Source organism: Nonomuraea longispora (assembly GCF_004348345.1).
Lineage (GTDB): Bacteria > Actinomycetota > Actinomycetes > Streptosporangiales > Streptosporangiaceae > Nonomuraea > Nonomuraea longispora.
In genome coordinates this window covers 1-16,073 of the sequence record NZ_SMJZ01000114.1, presented here as the reverse complement: position 1 = coordinate 16,073, position 16,073 = coordinate 1, and the positions used below count along the sequence as shown (strand labels likewise).

The following is a 16,073-nucleotide window of genomic DNA, read 5'->3' as shown; positions in this document are numbered from 1 at the left end:
GCAGCCGGTAGCATAGCGCGATCGATCGGAGACTCACTGTCACACGGGGGAATGGGGCTTCGGTGCGCATTGTCGGAATTGTTCAGGCTCGGATGGGCTCCACGCGCCTGCCCGGGAAGGTGCTGCGCGATCTGGGAGGCCGCTCGGTGCTGGCCTGGGTCGTACGCGCCGCGCGGGAGGCGGGCGCCCTCGACGATCTCGTCGTCGCCACCACGATCGAGCGGGCGGACGACGCCGTGGCCGCCGAGTGCCGCGCGCTCGGCGTGGCCTGCCATCGAGGGTCGGTCGACGACGTGCTGACGAGGTTCGTGCACGCGATGGCGGGGCGGCGGGCCGACGCGGTCATGCGGTTCACGGCCGACTGCCCGCTGCTCGACCCGGCCGTGATCAGGGAGGCGGTGCTGGTCTACCGGGCCGTGCCCGGCCTCGACTACCTCAGCACGAGCCTGGTGCGCACGCTGCCGCGCGGGCTGGACGTGGAGATCGTGGGCAGGGCCGCGCTGGAGCGCGCCGACCGCGAGGCCGCCGCCTTCCACCGCACCCACGTCACCTCCTACGTCTACGAGCATCCCGGCGACGCGCGGCTGCTCGGGCTGACCTACCGGCCCTCCGCCGACGACCTGCGCGTCACGCTCGACACCGAGGACGACTGGAAGCTGATCTCCCGCGTGGTGGCCGAGTTCGGCGACCGCTACGTGCCGGTCAAGGCGCTGGTGAGCTGGTTGCGGGCCCGGCCCGAGGTGTGCGGGCTCAACGCCCACGTGCGGCAGAAGGCGTTGCAGGACGCGTGAGCGGCCGCCTCAGGGTGGGCTTGCGCTGCGACGCCGGGGTGAGCAGCGGGGTCGGCCACCTGGTGCGCTGCGTGGCGCTGGCCGAGGAACTGCGCGCCCGTGGCGTCGAGGTGGTTTTCCTCGGGCAGGTGCGCGGCTCGGCGTGGGCGCGGGCGCAGCTCGACGAGCGCGGGCTGCCGCTGGCCGACGCGCCTCCGGCCCCCGGACGCCTGGCGGCGCTGGCCCGCGAGCTGCGGCTGGCCGCCGTCGTGCTCGACTCGTACGAACTGCCCGCGGACACGGGGGCGGCGCTCCGGCGGGCCGGCCTGGCGGTGCTGGCCATCGCCGACGGCGACCCGCTGGGCCAGCAGGCCGACCTCTATCTCGACCAGAACCTCGGCGCCGAACGCCGCCACGGCGAGGGCACGGGCCACGGCACGGGCGGGCGGTGGCTGGCGGGGGCACGTTACGCGCTGCTGCGCGACTGCGTACTCCGGTGCGCGCGCACCTCCCGGCCGGGCGGGGTGCCGCACGTGCTCTGCTTTTTCGGCGGCACCGACAGCGCCGGCGTCGCCCCCGCCTGGGCGCGGGCCCTCCTGGCGACCGGCGAGCCGTTCCGCGGCACGGTGATCAGCCCCGCGCCGTTCGAGGCGGGCGGACCGATCACCGTGATCCCGCCGACGGACCGCCTGCCCGAGCTGATGGCCGGGGCGGACCTCGTGGTCACCGCCGCGGGCTCGGCCATCTGGGAGCTGCTCTACCTCGGCGTGCCCGCGGCGCTCACCTGGGTGGCGGCCAACCAGCTCATCGGTTATGAGGAGCTGGTCGGCAGGGGCGTCGCCGCCGGGCTGGGCGCCGAGCCCGGCGAGAGGGCCGTGGCCGCGCTCGCCGAGCTGCTCGCCGACCCCGCCGCCCGCGAGGAACACGGCAGGCGGGGGAGCGGCCTCATCGACGGCAGGGGCAGAAGCCGCGCCGCCGACGCCCTGCTCGCCCTGCTCTAGACGGGCTCTAGACGAGGTCCCAGGTCAGCGGCGTGCCGAACGCCACGTCACGGGTGAAACGCCGGCCCATGACCTGCGCGGCGGCCTCGGGAGGCAGCCCGCCCGCCGGCCGGATCGAGCGTACGTTGCCGGGGGTCACCTGCTCGCCCGCCCGCACATCGCGTACGACGTGCAGGGACCGGCGGAAACGCAGCCCCTCGCGCTCGGACGGGCGCGGCCCGATCAGCGGTTCGCCCAGCGACTGCCAGGCCCGCTCGCTCTCCACCACCAGCGCCAGCAGCTCGCCCGGCTCCAGCGAGAAGGCCGCGTCGACCCCGCCCTCGGCCCTGGACCTCGTGACGTGCTTCTCGATCAGGCAGGCCCCCAGCGCCACCGCGGCCAGCGCGGCGCCGAGCCCCGGCGTGTGGTCGGAGACGCCGACGACCTCCCCGGTGAGCGCGGCCAGCAGCGGCAGCGCGCGCAGGTTGCTCTCGGCGGGCGAGGCCGGATAGGACGCCGTGCACGACAACACCGCCAGCTGCGCGCAGCCCGCCTCGCGGGCGGCCGTCACCGCCGCCTCGATCTCCCCGGCCGACGCCATGCCCGTCGAGATGATCAGCGGTTTGCCCGTGCTCGCCGCGAGCCTGATCAGCGGCAGGTCCACGATCTCCGAAGAAGCGATCTTGTACGCCGGCGTGCCCAGCTTCTCCAGCAGCTCGACGGCCGTGGGATCGAAGGGCGAGGAGAAGGCGGTGAGCCCGTGCTCGCGGGCCCGCTCGAAGATCGGCTCGTGCCACTCCCACGGCGTGTGGGCACGCTCGTAGAGCTGGTAGAGGTGCTCGCCGCCCCACAACTCGTGCCCCTCGCCGATCCGGAACGCGGGCCCGTCGCAGTCGACGGTCAGCGTGTCGGCCTTGTAGGTCTGCAGCTTCAGCGCGTGCGCGCCGCTGGCCGCCACCGCGTCCACGATGGCCAGCGCCTGCGCCAGGCTGCCGTTGTGGTTGCCGGACATCTCGGCCACGACGTACGGCGGATGCCCGTCCCCGATCGGCCGCCCCGCGATGGAGATCATGCCTGCCCCTTCTTGAGCTGGATGGCCACGACGTCGCGCGGCACGCCGTCGACGTCGCGCTGGTAGGAGTCCACCTCGGAGAACCCGAAGCGCCGGTGCAGCAGCCTGACCGGCGCGTTGTCGGCCAGCACCTCGCCGCGCAGTGTGCTCTGCCCGAGCGGGCCGAAGGCGTACGCGATGGCCGCCTTCTCCAGCCCGATCCAGGCCCGCAGCAGGTCGCCGGAGCGTTCCAGCCCTTCGAGGTCGAGGTAGAAGCCCCAGGAAGCCGGGCCGCACGGCAGGCCGGCGTAGGTCACCACTCCCGCGGAGACCCCGTGGTGGTCGTAGATCAGCACGCGTCTGGACGGGTCGGCGCGGACCGCCTCCCACCAGCGCAGGTGCTCCTCCTCCGCGATCTCGTGCGTGGCGAAGCTGGCCGCGCGCACACGCGGATGGTTGCGCCACCGGCGCATGACGGGCAGATCGTGGTCACGGACGCTCCTCAGCATCGCTGCCCCTAACTCTCAGCGCGGACTCAACTGCACAACGTAGCCGATTGTGCGTCAGGTAAAGAGCTCATCAGGGATGCGGATCCGGTGCGGTCGTCACGGCATGCTGCCCTCGACCTGTCCTTTCGAGCCAGGTCCAGGAAGCAAGGAGCAATCGTCATGATCCCCCTGCTCAGCGTCGTCGTCCCGTTCCAAGACGTGGAGGCGTACATCACCGAGTGCCTGAAGTCGCTGGCCGCCCAGACGCTCGAAGACATCGAAGTGATCCTCGTCGACGACGGCTCCGAGGACGGCAGCCGGCGCGTGGCCGAGGACTTCGCCGCGCGCGACGAACGGTTCGTCATCGTCACCCAGCGCAACCTGGGGCCGGGACCGGCGCGCAACGCGGGCATCCGGCACGCCCGCGGCACCTACCTGGCCTTCGCCGACAGCGACGACGTCGTGCCGCCGAACGCGTACGAACTGCTCGTCGGCAGCCTGGCCGAGACCGCGTCCGACCTCGCGTGCGGCGCGGTCGGGCGGCTCGTGGACGGCCGGCTGGAGGAGTCGACGCTGCACGAGAAGGTGTTCAGGCGGCCGCAGCTGTGCACCCACATCACCGACAAGCAGGTGCTCATCAGGGACCGCACCGTGTGGAACAAGGTCTACCGGCGCTCCTTCTGGGAGCGCTGCGGCCTGGCCTTCCCCGCCGGGATCTACGAGGACGTGCCCGTCGCCATGCAGGCGCACGTCCTGGCCACGAGCGTGGACATGGTGGGCGAGGTGGTCTACCACTGGCGCAGGCGTGAGTCGGGGGCGACGTCGATCACGCAGCGCAGGACCGAGCCGGACAACCTGTACGAGCGCCTCGCGGCGATCCGCGCGGTCCGCGCCTTCCTCGACGAGCGCGCGCCCGACCTGCTCGACGGCTTCGACGCGCTGGTGCTGGAGAAGGACATCCTGTTCCTGTTCCAGGCGCTGGAGGGCTGCGACGACTGCGAACCGGTGCTGAAGCTGGCCCACGCGTGGCTGGCCGAGCTGAGCGTGCGGGCTCTGGCCACCGCGCCCTCGCTGCGCCGCCTGGAGCTGCACCTGGTCAAGCGCGGGCTCGTACGGGAGCTGCGCAAGGTGCGCGCTTTCCGCAGGGCCCGCGAGGGCGGCACCCGCATCGTGCCGCGCGGCCGGCGCATCACCAACTGGTACGGCGACTACCCCTTCTTCCGCAACCGCCGGCTCCGCATCCCCGACGAGGTGTTCGACGCTCGCGACGAGCTCAAACTGGTGGCCAAGGTCGACGCCTGCGAGTGGACGGGCCGGGAGTACCTGCTGCGCGGGCACGTGTCGTTCCACCGCGTTGACAAGAAGGTGTCCAGGGTCGGCCTGTGGTTGTGCGACGGACGCCGCCGCGTGCCCCTGGAGGTGCGGCGCTCGGGCCGGTACGGCGTGGTCGCCGCCATCGACCCCCGCAAGCTCGGCGGCGGCAGGAACTGGAAGCTCCAGGTGCGGGCCGAACTGCGCGGCCTGGTCATGACCGGCTGGTGCAGGGACGGCGACACCGGACCCACGTGGCGGTTTTCCGTGCCGGGACGGTCAAGAACAGGCATGGAAACCACCCAGTAGTTCCAGAGAGTAATCGATCTGGCGCGTTGCGTGGCCATGCTGGAGTCCATGAGGACCTATTCGCTCGATGACGTCCACGAGACATGCAAGCGGAGAGATTCCTGGTGGACCGTGTACTTCGTGGACCCGGCCGCCTGCCGGGTCGCGCTGGCCGTGGCCAACCGCACCCGGCTGACGCCCAACGCGCTCACCGTGTTCTCTCTGGTCCTCGGCGCGGTGTCGGCCGCCTGTTTCACGATGAACCAGCTCGTGGCGGGCGCCCTCGCGTTCTATCTGAGCTTCATGATCGACTGCGTGGACGGCAAGGTCGCCCGGCTCAAGGGCACAGGCACGCCCTTCGGGCTCTGGCTCGACTACGTGGGTGACCGTGTCCGGGTGGTCCTGTGCGCCGGCGGGCTGGCGTACGGGCAGTACGCGCTGACGGGCGATGTGCGCTTCATCGTCCTGGGCGCGGCGGTGGCCGTGCTCGACCTGTTCAGGTACGTCAACGCGCCGCAGATGAAACGGGTGCGCGAGGCGGTCAAAGAGGGGCGGCAGGAGCCCGGCGACGAGCATGAGCCCTTCGATCAGGATCCCTTCGACCAGGAGTCGCAGGAGCCGCAGGACCGGGTGGCGCTGGGGCGGGGGCCCCGGCGGCGCAGTTTCCCGAGACGGCTCAACAGGTTCCTGGCCCGCCACCGGGTGCGCTCGCACCTGATCAGCGGCATCGAGTTCCACGCGGCGGTGTTCGTGGTCGCGCCTCTTGCGGGGGCATGGGCGCTCATCCCGCTCGCCGCGATGTCGGGGGTCCTGCTGCTGGCCAACGAGGTCTTCCTCGTCTACCGGCTTTGGCTCTTCACGCGCAGGCACGGCGCGGCCTCCTCTCAGGAGAGCCGAGAGCACGTTCTCGTCTAAGTTTTCGGGGGTTACTACGCAATGTCCGACCGGCCAGTCTTCGTCATCGGATGCCCGCGGTCTGGCACCACGATGCTCCAGCTCATGCTCCATTCGCACCCGCGCATGGCGGTGCCTCCGGAGACGCGCTTCCTCGTACCCGCCTACTACCGCCGGCGCACGTGGGGCGACCTGCGGGTCACCCAGCGCCGCCGCGCGTTCGCCCAGTGGATCGCCACCGAACGCAGCACGAAGTTCCGCGAGCTCAAGATCGACAAGGACGAGTTCATCCGGCAGTGCGTGGAAGGTCCCGGCTCGCTCGGGTCGGTGCTCGGCACGGCCTTCCGCATGTACGCCGACCGGTTCGACAAGCCGCGCTGGGGCGACAAGCGGCCGAGCTACGTCAAGCAGGTCGACCTGCTGCTACGCCTCTTCCCCGACGCCCAGTTCATCCACCTCATCAGGGACGGCCGCGACTGCGTGTCCTCGCTGAAGGAGATGCCCTGGTACAACCTGGACTCCTTCCACGCCGTGTCCACCTGGGCCGAGGCCATCGACGCGGGTGGCCGACTGCGCCGCACCCTGCCCGAGGACACGTACTACGAGCTGCGCTACGAGGACCTCACCGACGACCCGGCGACCGAGCTGAAGAAGCTCTGCCACTTCCTTGAGGAGGACTTCGCCCCGTCGATGGTCTCCCCGCGCGAGGCCGCCCAGGTGGCGGTGCCGCAGCACAAGGTGTGGCACAGCAACACGCACAGCGACGTCCTGCGCAGCCGCGTGGGCAGCTGGGCGAACCGGCTGGAGGACTGGGAGATCTCGTTGTGCGAGCACATGCTCGGCGACCGCCTGGAATCCATGGGGTACGAGCTCACGGGCGCGCCGAAGCCCTCCAAGGAACACGTGATCGCCTGCCAGAAGACGATGCAGAAGCGTAAGGCCAGCCGCATGCGCAAGGCCATGCGCGACCGGCTCAACCGCCTGCGCGAGCCGAGCCCGGTGGCCGCACTGCTCACCTCGGGCCAGTGCGCGCTCGCGGGCGTGCCCCACCACCGCCCGGAGGTGACCGAACCGGCGGTGTGATTCGGGGGAGCGAAGTCCTTTTCGCGGCTGTCAGCGGTCGATGTGGGCGAACATCGACTCCCAGCCGTCGAGAACGTGGTCGAGGCGGAAGGCGGCGGCCCGGGTGCGGGCCGCGGCCCCGAGACGCCGCCGTTCCCCGGCGGAACGCACGAGCCGGCCCAGCGCGCCCGCGAAGGCGGCGACGTCGCCGGACGGCACCGGTACGGGCCCGGCCGAGCGTACGCCTCCCGACACGTCGAACGCGACCGAGGGCACCCCGTGCGCGGCCGACTCCAGCAGCACGACGGGCAGGCCCTCGTGTTCGCTGGTCAGGCCGAGCACCGAGGCGGCCAGGTATTCGGCGGGCATGCGCGCCGCGGGCACCCGTCCCCGGAAGATCACCCTGTCCCCGACGCCTTCCCCGGCCGCGTGCTCGCGCAGCCGCGCCAGCTCGCCGCCGTCGCCGATCAGGTGCAGCTCCCACGGCGGCGGCGCGTCCGACCTGGCGAACGCGCTGATCAGCCGGTCGAACCGTTTGACCCCTTCGAGCCTGCCCACGCCCAGCACCCGCGGCGAGTCGAGCGGGGACGTCTCCTCCGGCCAGGTGGACAGGGGATTCGGCAGGCTCCACGCGTTGGGCAGCAGCGCGTGTTCGGAGAAGCGCCAGGCGTCGTCCTCGCTGAGGAAAATCGCCTGGTCGAGCGAGGGATAGTGCTTCCTGATCGAGGCGAGGTGCCAGGTGTCGCGGGCGTGGTCGTACGAGCCGTGATACTGCCCGATCGGACGGAACGCCGGCGGCAGGAGGCCCGCCATCCTGGCGACCGCCGAGGGAGAGGTCATCACCGCGTACCCCGGTCTGATCCCTTCCAGCAGCCGCCGCAGTTTCCCGTCGGCCCGGCCGCGGGCCAGGCGGCCCGTCGAGTCCAAGGGGCGGCGGCTGATGACGTGGTGGTGGTAGAGCGGCCGGTCGACGTACCGGAAGGGAGCGGGGGAGCGGTGCAGGCCGATGACGTGCACCTCGTGGCCCCGCCCGGCCAGCCCCTGGGCGATGGTGTGCGTGACCTGCTGGACGCCGCCGAGTGAGTCGGCGTCCAGGCAGGCGAGGACGACGCTCAACGGGCGCCTTCGAAGAAGTCGGCCACGATCCTGGCAGAGGCGTCGCCGTGCTCGTCGGCGCACCAGAGGTCGCTGAAGGCGGCGTACCGCCCGGCGCAGGCGGCGTGCCGCGCGGGCAGGTCCCTGAGGGCGGCGATCAGGTCCTCGGTGGTCGTCACGCACGGTCCCGGCGCTATGGCCGGGAGGTCGTGGTAGACGCCCCGTTCGGAGAGCCGGTAGTCGTCCCAGTCGTCGATGAGGAACAGCATCGGCTTGCCCGTGAGCGCGTAGTCGCACATCACCGAGGAATAGTCCGTCAGCAGCGCGTCGGAGGCGGGCATGAGGTCGTTGATCTCCGGGTACGCCCCGCCGGTGCGGACGAAGTGCAGCAGGTGCTCGGGCACGCGGTAGCGCTCGACGGGGTGGGTGCGCAGGATGACGACCCACTCGCCGGCCAGTTCGTCGGCCATGAGCTCCAGGTCCGCGCGCACCGAACGGCCGCTGCCCTTGGCCCGGTCGCGGTAGGTGGGCGCGTACAGCAGGATCTTCCTGTCGGGCGGGATCTCCAGCCGCTCGCGTACGTCGTGCGCCCCCTCCCCGCGTACGAGCGCGTCGCAGCGGGGTGTCCCGCAGCGGTAGACCTTGCCCGTGTAGCCGTTGGACGGCAGGAACACCCGCGAGAACTCCGCGCTCGGCGACACCAGCGCGTCCCACCGGGCGACCGCGGCCCGCCACCGCGCCCGCGGCTTGTCGAAGTCGCCGCGCAGGTCGGGCGCGTCGAAGCCGATCGACTTGATGCCCTGCCCGTGCCAGGTCTGCAGGTAGCGGGTGCCCCGCGGCTTCGGGTAGTCGAGCGGGAACCCGTGGCTGTCCACCCAGATCCCCGCGCGGGCCATGGTCCAGACGTAACGCCAGCTGCCCCTGCGCACCCGCCGTACGCCGGGAGGGAACCCGCCGCGTCCCTTGGCCGCCGACCAGACCACCTCGATCGGCAGCCCGCGCCGCCGCACCTCCTCGTGCAGGGCGCGGGGGCTGCCGCTGTAGCCCTTGCCGACGTCCGACTCGAACAGCGCGAGGTCCCTGCGCCGCGGCAACACGCGGATCAGCACCTTGTACGCCCGCAGCTTGTTCCTCGGCGTGCTGTACCGCTTGATCAGGCGCCGTTTGACCCGTTGCCACACGGGCCGGGGCCCGGCGACGGGACGTACGCACAGGTAGGCGGCCTGGCCCTCGGCCTTCACCGTGCGGCCGGGCAGTTCGACGGGCTTCATGTGCGGGTCGACGATGATCCGGTCGGTCGTGGTGTGCCCGTCGGAGGTCCTGGTGAAGCCGATGCGCGGATCGCACTTGCCGGTGGGCGTGAAGACGACCTCGCTGACGTAACCGCCGTCGCCGGACGGGCGCGGCGTGATGGGGACCCGTCTGCGGCCGAGCTGCAGGAACGCCTTCCACTCCAGAGGCAGCTTGCCGAACGGGTCGTAGCTGCGCACGGTCATCCGTACGTGCTCGCCGTCGGAGGAGACGGCCGTGGCCTCGTGCCGCAGCCTGGACTTGGAGAAGGGCAGCTCCGCGAGCCGCAGCCGGGTGATGTCCATGCCTGGTGAGACCGTTGTGCCCCAGTACGTACGCCCGTCGCGCTGGACGGCGGCCCTGGGCGCGGCCCTCGGCCCGGTGAGCTGGCCGGCCGCGATGCGCAGGTCCTCGATCCGGTCGTCCAGGACGAGCCGGCAGCAGACGCGGTCGAGCGGCGCCAGCTCGTCCAGCGCGTCCGCGGGGATCTCCTCCAGGTACGGCCGCACGATGGAGGCGAACTCCTTGGTCCACACAAGGTCGCGTGAGGGCAGCGGGTTGAGGTAGACGCGCAGGTCCTGGCGGAGGAAGCGGCGCTGGCGGTGCGGCACCAGGTCCTCGGCCCCGTGCCGGCGCAGGGCGTCGTCGCTCATCCTGGCGGCGACGACCCGCTGGCGTACGTTGTCCAGGTCGTCGATGCTCAGCGAGATCGACGTGTTCGCCGGTGCCCGGTGCCAGTGGTAGACCGTCCACGGCACGACGGCGAACCTGCGCGAGCGCGCGTACAGTTCGGCGGCGAAGACGTGGTCCTCGTAGTGGATGTCCTCGGGGAAACGCAGGCGGGCGGCGCGCAGCCGGCTCAGGTCGTAGAGCTTGTTGGTGGTGAAGCTGTCGAGGAACAACGCGGGCTCCTCACGGATGCCCTCGACGACCCGCCGCCGGGCGAACAACGACGGATAGTACGGCTGGAGGCGTCCGGTCCGCTCGTACAGCCGGGAGATCTGCCCCGACACGAAGTCGGCGCCGGTGCGCTCGATCTCCGTGAGCAGGCTCTTCAACGCGTGCCGGGGCAACTCGTCGTCGCTGTCGAGGAACATCACGTACGGCGCGGTCGCGGCGTCGATGCCGTCGTTGCGCGGGGCCCCGCACCCGCCGCTGTTGCGCTGCCTGCGCAGGTAGCGGACCCGGGGATCGCCGGCCATGAGCCGGGCCGCCACCTGCGGGGTGTCGTCGGTGCTGGCGTCGTCGGAGATGATCACTTCCAGGTCGCGCAGCGACTGCCCGAGCACGGAGTGTACGGCCCTGGGCAGGCGGTCCGCGTCGTTGTACGTGATGACGACGACGGTGCAGTCCGGCATGCCACGTCCCCCCAGTAGTCGCCTGCGGGAATGGGCTGCCCCTGCCGGAAGGGAAGTGTCGGGACTTGGTTGACTATTTGCCCAAAAAATCAGCGCGTAAGCCGACGAATCACCCAGGCGATGACCAGCAGCGCCGCGACCGCGCCCGCGATGGGCGCCAGCCGCTTGACCAGCGGTTGCCCGGCGATCTCCAGCAGGTCGAGCGCCTCCTCGTCGGCCGTGCGCGAGGTGCGCAGCGAGCCCACGGGCCGCATCTCGTCCCGGACCTCCTCGGGCTCGCCGGGCTCGGGCACCGCCGCGAGATGACGATCGTCGTCCTGCGGAGAGGCCGGCTCGACGGTCGACTCGGACAGCAGCTCGGCGAGGTTCTCGGCGAACCTGTCGATGATCTTGGCTCCCACCTCGGCCATCACGCCGCGTCCGAACTGGGCCGGCCGGCCGGTCACGTTGAACGTCGTCTCCACGGCCACCGCCGTGGCCCCCTCGCGCGGCGTCATGTGCGCCTTGACCGTGGCCGAGGCCGTGCCCGAACCCCTCGCTTCCTTGCCCGAAGCCTTGATCGTCAGCGTATGGGAGTCTTTGTCCACTTCCTCGAACGAGGCCGACCCCTTGTACGTCACCGTGATCGGACCGACCTTGACCTTCATCCTGCCGGTGAACTCGTCGCCCTCGAAGACGTCAAGGCTCGCCCCCGGCAGGCACGGAGCGACCCGCTCGACGTCGAGCAGCACCGCCCAGGCCTGCTCGACCGGAACAGGAACCGTGAACTCGTGTTCGAACCGCATCGCCATGGTCCGCTCCTTCTCCCGATGGGTGCGACATTACGCCGGGGCGGGGGCACCCCGGAAGGGATGCCCCCTCAGGTCAGGGCGATCCGGCCGCCGTGCGTACCGCGCGGTGGGTCAGCACCCTGGCCAGGTGCCGCCGGTAGTCGGGCTGCGCGTGCAGGTCGGCGGGCGGAGAGGTGTCCGCGGCCGCCTCCTCGCACGCCAGGCGCACCTGGTCGCCGAGCTCCACGCCCCGCAGGGCCGCCTCGGTGGCGCGGGCCCGCAGCGGCTTCTCACCCATGTTCGTCAGCCCGATCCTGGCCTCCGTGATCGCGCCGTTCGAGCGCTTGACCGCCGCCGCCACCCCGACGATCGCCCACGACTGCGCGGTCCTGTGGAACTTCTCGTAGTGGAAGCCCCAGCCCGCGCCCAGCTTCGGGATCTTCACGCCGGTCAGGATCTCGCCCGGCTCCAGCGCCGACTCCAGGTAGTCGACGAAGAAACCGGCGGCCGGAATCTCCCGCTCACCGCTCGCCGACCTGGCCACCAGTACGGCGTCCAGCGCCAGCACCACGGCCGGCAGGTCGCCCGCCGGGTCGGCGTGCGCCAGCGAACCGCCGAACGTGCCCCGGTGCCGGATCGCCCGGTCGGCCACCATGGCCGTGGCCAGCGCCACCAGCGGGCAGCCGGCGGTGACCACCTCGGAGCGTACGACCTCATCGTGCGTGGTCATCGCGCCGATGAAGACGTGGTCGCCGCGGTCGTGCACGCCCCTCAGATCGGGCAGCCGGCCGACGTCCACCAGCGTCGACGGGTACGCCAGGCGCATCCGCAGCAGCGGCAGCAGCGACTGACCGCCCGCCAGCACCTTGGCGTCCTCGTCCGAGGCGAGCGCCTGGCAGGCCTCGTCCAGCGAGGCGGGCCGCGCGTAGTCGAACTGCGCGGGAATCATGGCCGTGCTCCTTCCTGCGCGCCATCGTTGAGGGCCCGCCAGATGCGTTCCGGCGTGCACGGCATCCGTACGTCGTGCACCCCGCGCGGGCGCAGGGCATCGACGACGGCGTTCACCACGGCCGGGGTCGAGGCGATCGTGCCCGCCTCGCCGACGCCCTTGACGCCCAGCGGGTTGCTGGTCGCCGGCGTCTCGGTGCGGTCGAGGGTGAACCCCGGCAGGTCCGCCGCGGACGGCAGCAGGTAGTCGGCCATCGTGGTGGTCAGCAGGTTGCCGTCGGCGTCGTAGACGGCCTCCTCGAACAGCGCCTGCGCGATGCCCTGCGCGATGCCGCCGTGCACCTGACCCTCCACGATCAGCGGGTTGACGACCTTGCCGACGTCGTCGACCGCCACGTACGAGCGGATCTTCACCATGCCCGTCTCCGTGTCCACCTCCACCGCGCACAGGTGGGTGCCGTGCGGGAAGGAGTAGTTCTCCGGATCGAACGTGGCCTCGGAGTCGAGCCGCGCCTCCACCCCGTCGGGCAGGTCGTGCGCCGTGAACGCGGCCAGGGCCAGCTCCTGGATCGTCTTGCGCGACTCGGTGCCGCGCACCTCGAACGCCCCGGACTCGAACTCCAGGTCGTCCGGCGAGCACTCCAGCACGTGCGCGGCCAGCGTGCGGGCCTTCTCCTTGACCTTGTCGCACGCCTTGAGCACCGCGACGCCGCCGATGACGAGCGAACGGGAGCCGTAGGTGTCCATGCCCTTGTGGGCGATCGCCGTGTCGCCGTGCAGCACCGTGACGTCCTCGAACGGCACGCCGAGCGCGTCGGCCGCGATCTGGCTCCACGACGTCACGTGGCCCTGCCCGTGCGGGGAGGTGCCGGTGATGACCTCGACCTTGCCCGTGGGCAGCATGCGCACCGCGCCGTGCTCCCAGCCGCCGGCGCCGTAGTTGGCCTCGCCGAGCATCCGCGACGGCGCAAGGCCGCACATCTCCGTGTACGTGCTGACGCCGATGCCGAGCTGCACCGGGTCGCCCCTGTCACGCCGGTCGGACTGTTCGGCCCGCAGCTTGTCGTAGCCGAACAACGCCAGCGCCCTGTCCGTGGCCGCCTCGTAGTTGCCGGAGTCGTACGTCAGGCCCGAGATCGTGGTGTACGGGAACTCCTCGTGCCTGATCCAGTTGCGCCTGCGCACCTCCACCGGGTCCAGGTCCAGCTCGGCGGCCAGTTCGTCCATCATGCGCTCGATGGCGAACGTCGCCTCGGGCCGGCCCGCGCCCCGGTAGGCGTCCGTGGGCATCTTGGTGGTGAACACGCCCGTGCACGCGAACTCGTACGCGTCCATCTTGTAGATCGCGTTGAACATCGACGCGCCCAGCATGGGAATGCCCGGTGACACCAGCATGAGATAGGCGCCCATGTCGGCCAGCAGGCTCACCTGCAGCCCCCGGATGCGCCCGTCGGCGTCGGCGGCCAACCTGACGTGCTGGATCTGGTCGCGGCCGTGGTGCACGGTCAGGTTGCCCTCGGAGCGGGACTCGGTCCACTTGACCGGCTTGCCCAGCTTGCGCGTGAGCAGCAGGCCCAGCACCTCCTCCGCGGTGACCTGCAGCTTCGAACCGAACCCGCCGCCCACGTCGGGCGCGATCACGCGGATGCGGTGCTCGGGCACGCCGGTCACCATGGCCAGCATGACCCGCAAAACGTGCGGGATCTGCGTGGACGTCCACAGCGTGAACGACTCGCCGTCCGTGTCGGCCAGCACCGCCCGCGGCTCCATCGCGCTCGGGATCAGCCGCTGCTGCACGTACGTGCGGTCGATGACGACGGGGGCGCCCTCGAACGCCGCGTCGAGGTCACCGGACGTGAGCTTCGCGCTGAACGCCTTGTTGCCCGCCTCGTGCACCTTCGGGCTGCCCTCGGCGAGGGCTTCGTTCATGTCGAGCACGGCGGGCAGCGGCTCGTAGTCGACCTCGATGGCGTCGAGCGCGTCGGCGGCGCGGTAGCGGTCGGTCGCGACGACGCAGGCCACCGCCTCGCCGACGTAACGCACTTCGGACACGGCCATCGGCGGGTGGTCGGGGATGACGATGTCGTCGCTCACCGGCCAGGCGCACGGTAGGCTGCCCTGCTCCGCCGCGAAGTCCTCCCCGCTGAACGCCGCCACGACCCCCGGCAGGTCACGCGCCCCCGACACGTCGACCCTGGTGATCCTGGCGTGCGCCATCGGGCTGCGCAGGTACATCACGTGCAGCATGCCGGGGCGCGAGAGGTTGTCCGTCCACTGTGTCCGCCCCGTGAGCAGCCTCGTGTCCTCCTTGCGCCGCCGCGGCCTGCCCACCTCGGACCGGCTGGTCGGCTCGTTGACCTGGTCGCTCTGGACGATCTGCTCGGCGACCAGGCCGGCGTCCATCTCGGTCATGACGAGCTCACCGCCTGCCCCATCTCCTGCGCGCCCCTGCGTACGGCGCGCACGATGTTGCAGTAGCCGGTGCAGCGGCACAGGTTGCCTTCGAGGCCCTCCCTGATCGTCTCCTCGGACGGGTCGGGGTCGTCTCTGAGCAGGTCGATCGCGGCCATGACCATGCCGGGCGTGCAGTAGCCGCACTGCAGCGCGTGCTCTTCGTGGAAGGCGCGCTGCATCGGGTGCATCGACCCGTCGGCGCCGAGGCCCTCGATGGTGACGACGTCGGCGCCGTCGGCCTGCACGGCCAGCACCGAGCAGCTCTTCACGCTCTGGCCGTCGAGCATGACCGTGCAGGCGCCGCAGTTGCTGGTGTCGCAGCCGACCGGCGTGCCGGTCTTGCCGAGGCGTTCTCTCAGCAGGTGGACGAGCAGGAGCCGCGGCTCGACGTCCTCCTCGTAGGTGATCCCGTCGACGGTGACGGTGATTCGGGGCATACGTCCTCCCTCAGGAGCAGGGGGAAAGGCGGACACTCCGAACGTACGCCGGTGTTATTCCCGGTCAAGGTCTACTTCCTGCGAAGCCCCCTGGCGATGATCGCCACCAGCCCCGCGAACGCCAATCCCAGCACCATCACACCCCAGAGGACCAGCCAATCCGTGATCGCCCTTGTCACCACCAAAATACCCAAAACGACAAAAAGCACGCCGCTGAGCAGGGCCATCCAGTCCGTCCTGTGCAGGCGGCGCGGCCGCTCGACCTCACGCGGCACGTCGCACCTCGATGTCACCGAGGCCGCTGCGCAGATCGAGCACGATGGTGGCGGGCTCGCCCTCCGGCCGCACCTCGGGGGGCAGCACCTCACGCACCCGCACGTCCACTCCGCTCTGAACCGACTGATCCAGCGTGATGTCACCGACCTTGCTCGACGCGCGTACCTCCACCCTCGCCGTCGGCGGCACGATCACGACCAGCTCGCCCGCCTTGACCGACGCGGTGAACGTCGTCGTCGACCCCGGCTCCAGCTCCAGCTCCGACAGGTCCAGCCTGCCGTCGCCGAGCCCGGCGTCGAAATGCCTGCTCGCCTCGGCCACGCTCGACGGCACCCACTCCGACGAGCCGACGTTGCTCGGCACACCGCCCAGCATCAACCCCGTGCCCACGAGCAGCGCGACGAACGTGCCCGCCGCCACCAGCCCGGCGCCGCGCCCCCACCAGGCGGCGATCAGCAGCCCGGCGCCGATGGTGATGAGCATGGCGCCGCCGACGATGGTCGGGCTCACGCCAGCGGCCGTCCTGGCCTGGGCCGCCATGACGATCCCTCCAATGATGAAAGCGAGCAACAGTGTCAGGACGCCGATGAACGACCTCGGG

Annotated in this window: 14 protein-coding genes and 1 pseudogene; 5 read left to right on the top strand and 10 right to left on the bottom strand. The window is 71.2% G+C overall.

Annotated features, from left to right (window positions below; genetic code table 11):
- Positions 1-62 precede the first annotated feature (62 nt).
- Both E1267_RS26630 and E1267_RS26625 read left to right on the top strand, forming a co-directional pair.
- Positions 63-791: a cytidylyltransferase domain-containing protein gene (locus E1267_RS26630; protein ID WP_132336122.1), complete on the top strand. Its 729-nt coding sequence runs from the start codon at positions 63-65 to the stop codon at positions 789-791.
- Positions 788-1,771, top strand: a complete 984-nt coding sequence (locus E1267_RS26625) for a PseG/SpsG family protein (RefSeq protein ID WP_132336120.1) — start codon at positions 788-790, stop codon at positions 1,769-1,771. The genes E1267_RS26630 and E1267_RS26625 overlap by 4 nt, the downstream gene beginning before the upstream one ends.
- 7 nt (positions 1,772-1,778) lie before the next feature.
- Here E1267_RS26625 and pseI read toward each other — a convergent pair whose 3' ends face one another.
- Both pseI and E1267_RS26615 read right to left on the bottom strand, forming a co-directional pair.
- Positions 1,779-2,822 carry a pseudaminic acid synthase gene (gene pseI / locus E1267_RS26620; protein ID WP_132336118.1) on the bottom strand — a complete coding sequence of 348 codons (1,044 nt, stop codon included), beginning with the start codon at positions 2,820-2,822 and terminating at the stop codon, positions 1,779-1,781.
- A complete protein-coding gene (locus E1267_RS26615) occupies positions 2,819-3,310 on the bottom strand; it encodes a GNAT family N-acetyltransferase (protein WP_132336116.1) in 492 nt (163 codons plus the stop codon). Before E1267_RS26615 ends, pseI begins: the two co-directional genes overlap by 4 nt.
- A gap of 159 nt (positions 3,311-3,469) precedes the next feature.
- Here E1267_RS26615 and E1267_RS26610 point away from each other — a divergent pair, with 159 nt between their 5' ends.
- Genes E1267_RS26610 through E1267_RS26600 form a run of 3 tightly spaced genes read left to right on the top strand, consistent with a single transcriptional unit; the run spans position 3,470 to position 6,865 of the window.
- On the top strand, positions 3,470-4,909 hold the full coding sequence (locus E1267_RS26610; protein WP_132336114.1) for a glycosyltransferase family 2 protein: 1,440 nt from the start codon (positions 3,470-3,472) through the stop codon (positions 4,907-4,909).
- A 48-nt stretch (positions 4,910-4,957) separates the two neighbouring features.
- Entirely contained in the window at positions 4,958-5,803 is an 846-nt protein-coding gene (locus E1267_RS26605) for a CDP-alcohol phosphatidyltransferase family protein (protein WP_246064277.1), read from the top strand.
- A 21-nt stretch (positions 5,804-5,824) separates the two neighbouring features.
- Positions 5,825-6,865, top strand: coding sequence for a sulfotransferase family protein (locus E1267_RS26600; RefSeq protein WP_132336112.1), 1,041 nt, complete (start codon positions 5,825-5,827; stop codon positions 6,863-6,865).
- A 30-nt stretch (positions 6,866-6,895) separates the two neighbouring features.
- Here the strand turns inward: E1267_RS26600 and E1267_RS26595 are convergent, their stop codons facing one another.
- The 8 genes and pseudogenes from E1267_RS26595 to E1267_RS26560 form a co-directional block, all read right to left on the bottom strand.
- The gene (locus E1267_RS26595; protein ID WP_132336110.1) at positions 6,896-7,960 is read right to left on the bottom strand and encodes a glycosyltransferase; all 1,065 of its coding nucleotides are present in this window, start codon (positions 7,958-7,960) and stop codon (positions 6,896-6,898) included.
- Positions 7,957-10,587, bottom strand: coding sequence for a bifunctional glycosyltransferase/CDP-glycerol:glycerophosphate glycerophosphotransferase (locus E1267_RS26590; protein WP_132336108.1), 2,631 nt, complete (start codon positions 10,585-10,587; stop codon positions 7,957-7,959). The genes E1267_RS26595 and E1267_RS26590 overlap by 4 nt, the downstream gene beginning before the upstream one ends.
- 89 nt (positions 10,588-10,676) lie before the next feature.
- Positions 10,677-11,378, bottom strand: a complete 702-nt coding sequence (locus tag E1267_RS26585; protein ID WP_132336106.1) for an SRPBCC family protein — start codon at positions 11,376-11,378, stop codon at positions 10,677-10,679.
- A gap of 73 nt (positions 11,379-11,451) precedes the next feature.
- Positions 11,452-12,306: an FAD binding domain-containing protein gene (locus E1267_RS26580; RefSeq protein WP_132336104.1), complete on the bottom strand. Its 855-nt coding sequence runs from the start codon at positions 12,304-12,306 to the stop codon at positions 11,452-11,454.
- Positions 12,303-14,717: a xanthine dehydrogenase family protein molybdopterin-binding subunit gene (locus tag E1267_RS26575; RefSeq protein ID WP_132336102.1), complete on the bottom strand. Its 2,415-nt coding sequence runs from the start codon at positions 14,715-14,717 to the stop codon at positions 12,303-12,305. Before E1267_RS26575 ends, E1267_RS26580 begins: the two co-directional genes overlap by 4 nt.
- Positions 14,714-15,196 (bottom strand): (2Fe-2S)-binding protein, encoded by a 483-nt coding sequence (locus E1267_RS26570; protein ID WP_132336100.1) that lies wholly within the window; start codon positions 15,194-15,196, stop codon positions 14,714-14,716. The genes E1267_RS26575 and E1267_RS26570 overlap by 4 nt, the downstream gene beginning before the upstream one ends.
- A gap of 71 nt (positions 15,197-15,267) precedes the next feature.
- Positions 15,268-15,471 carry a hypothetical protein gene (locus E1267_RS26565; RefSeq protein ID WP_201761325.1) on the bottom strand — a complete coding sequence of 68 codons (204 nt, stop codon included), beginning with the start codon at positions 15,469-15,471 and terminating at the stop codon, positions 15,268-15,270.
- Positions 15,461-16,073, bottom strand: a pseudogene (locus tag E1267_RS26560) (LiaF domain-containing protein); the annotation flags it as partial. The pseudogene E1267_RS26560 and the gene E1267_RS26565, both read right to left, overlap by 11 nt.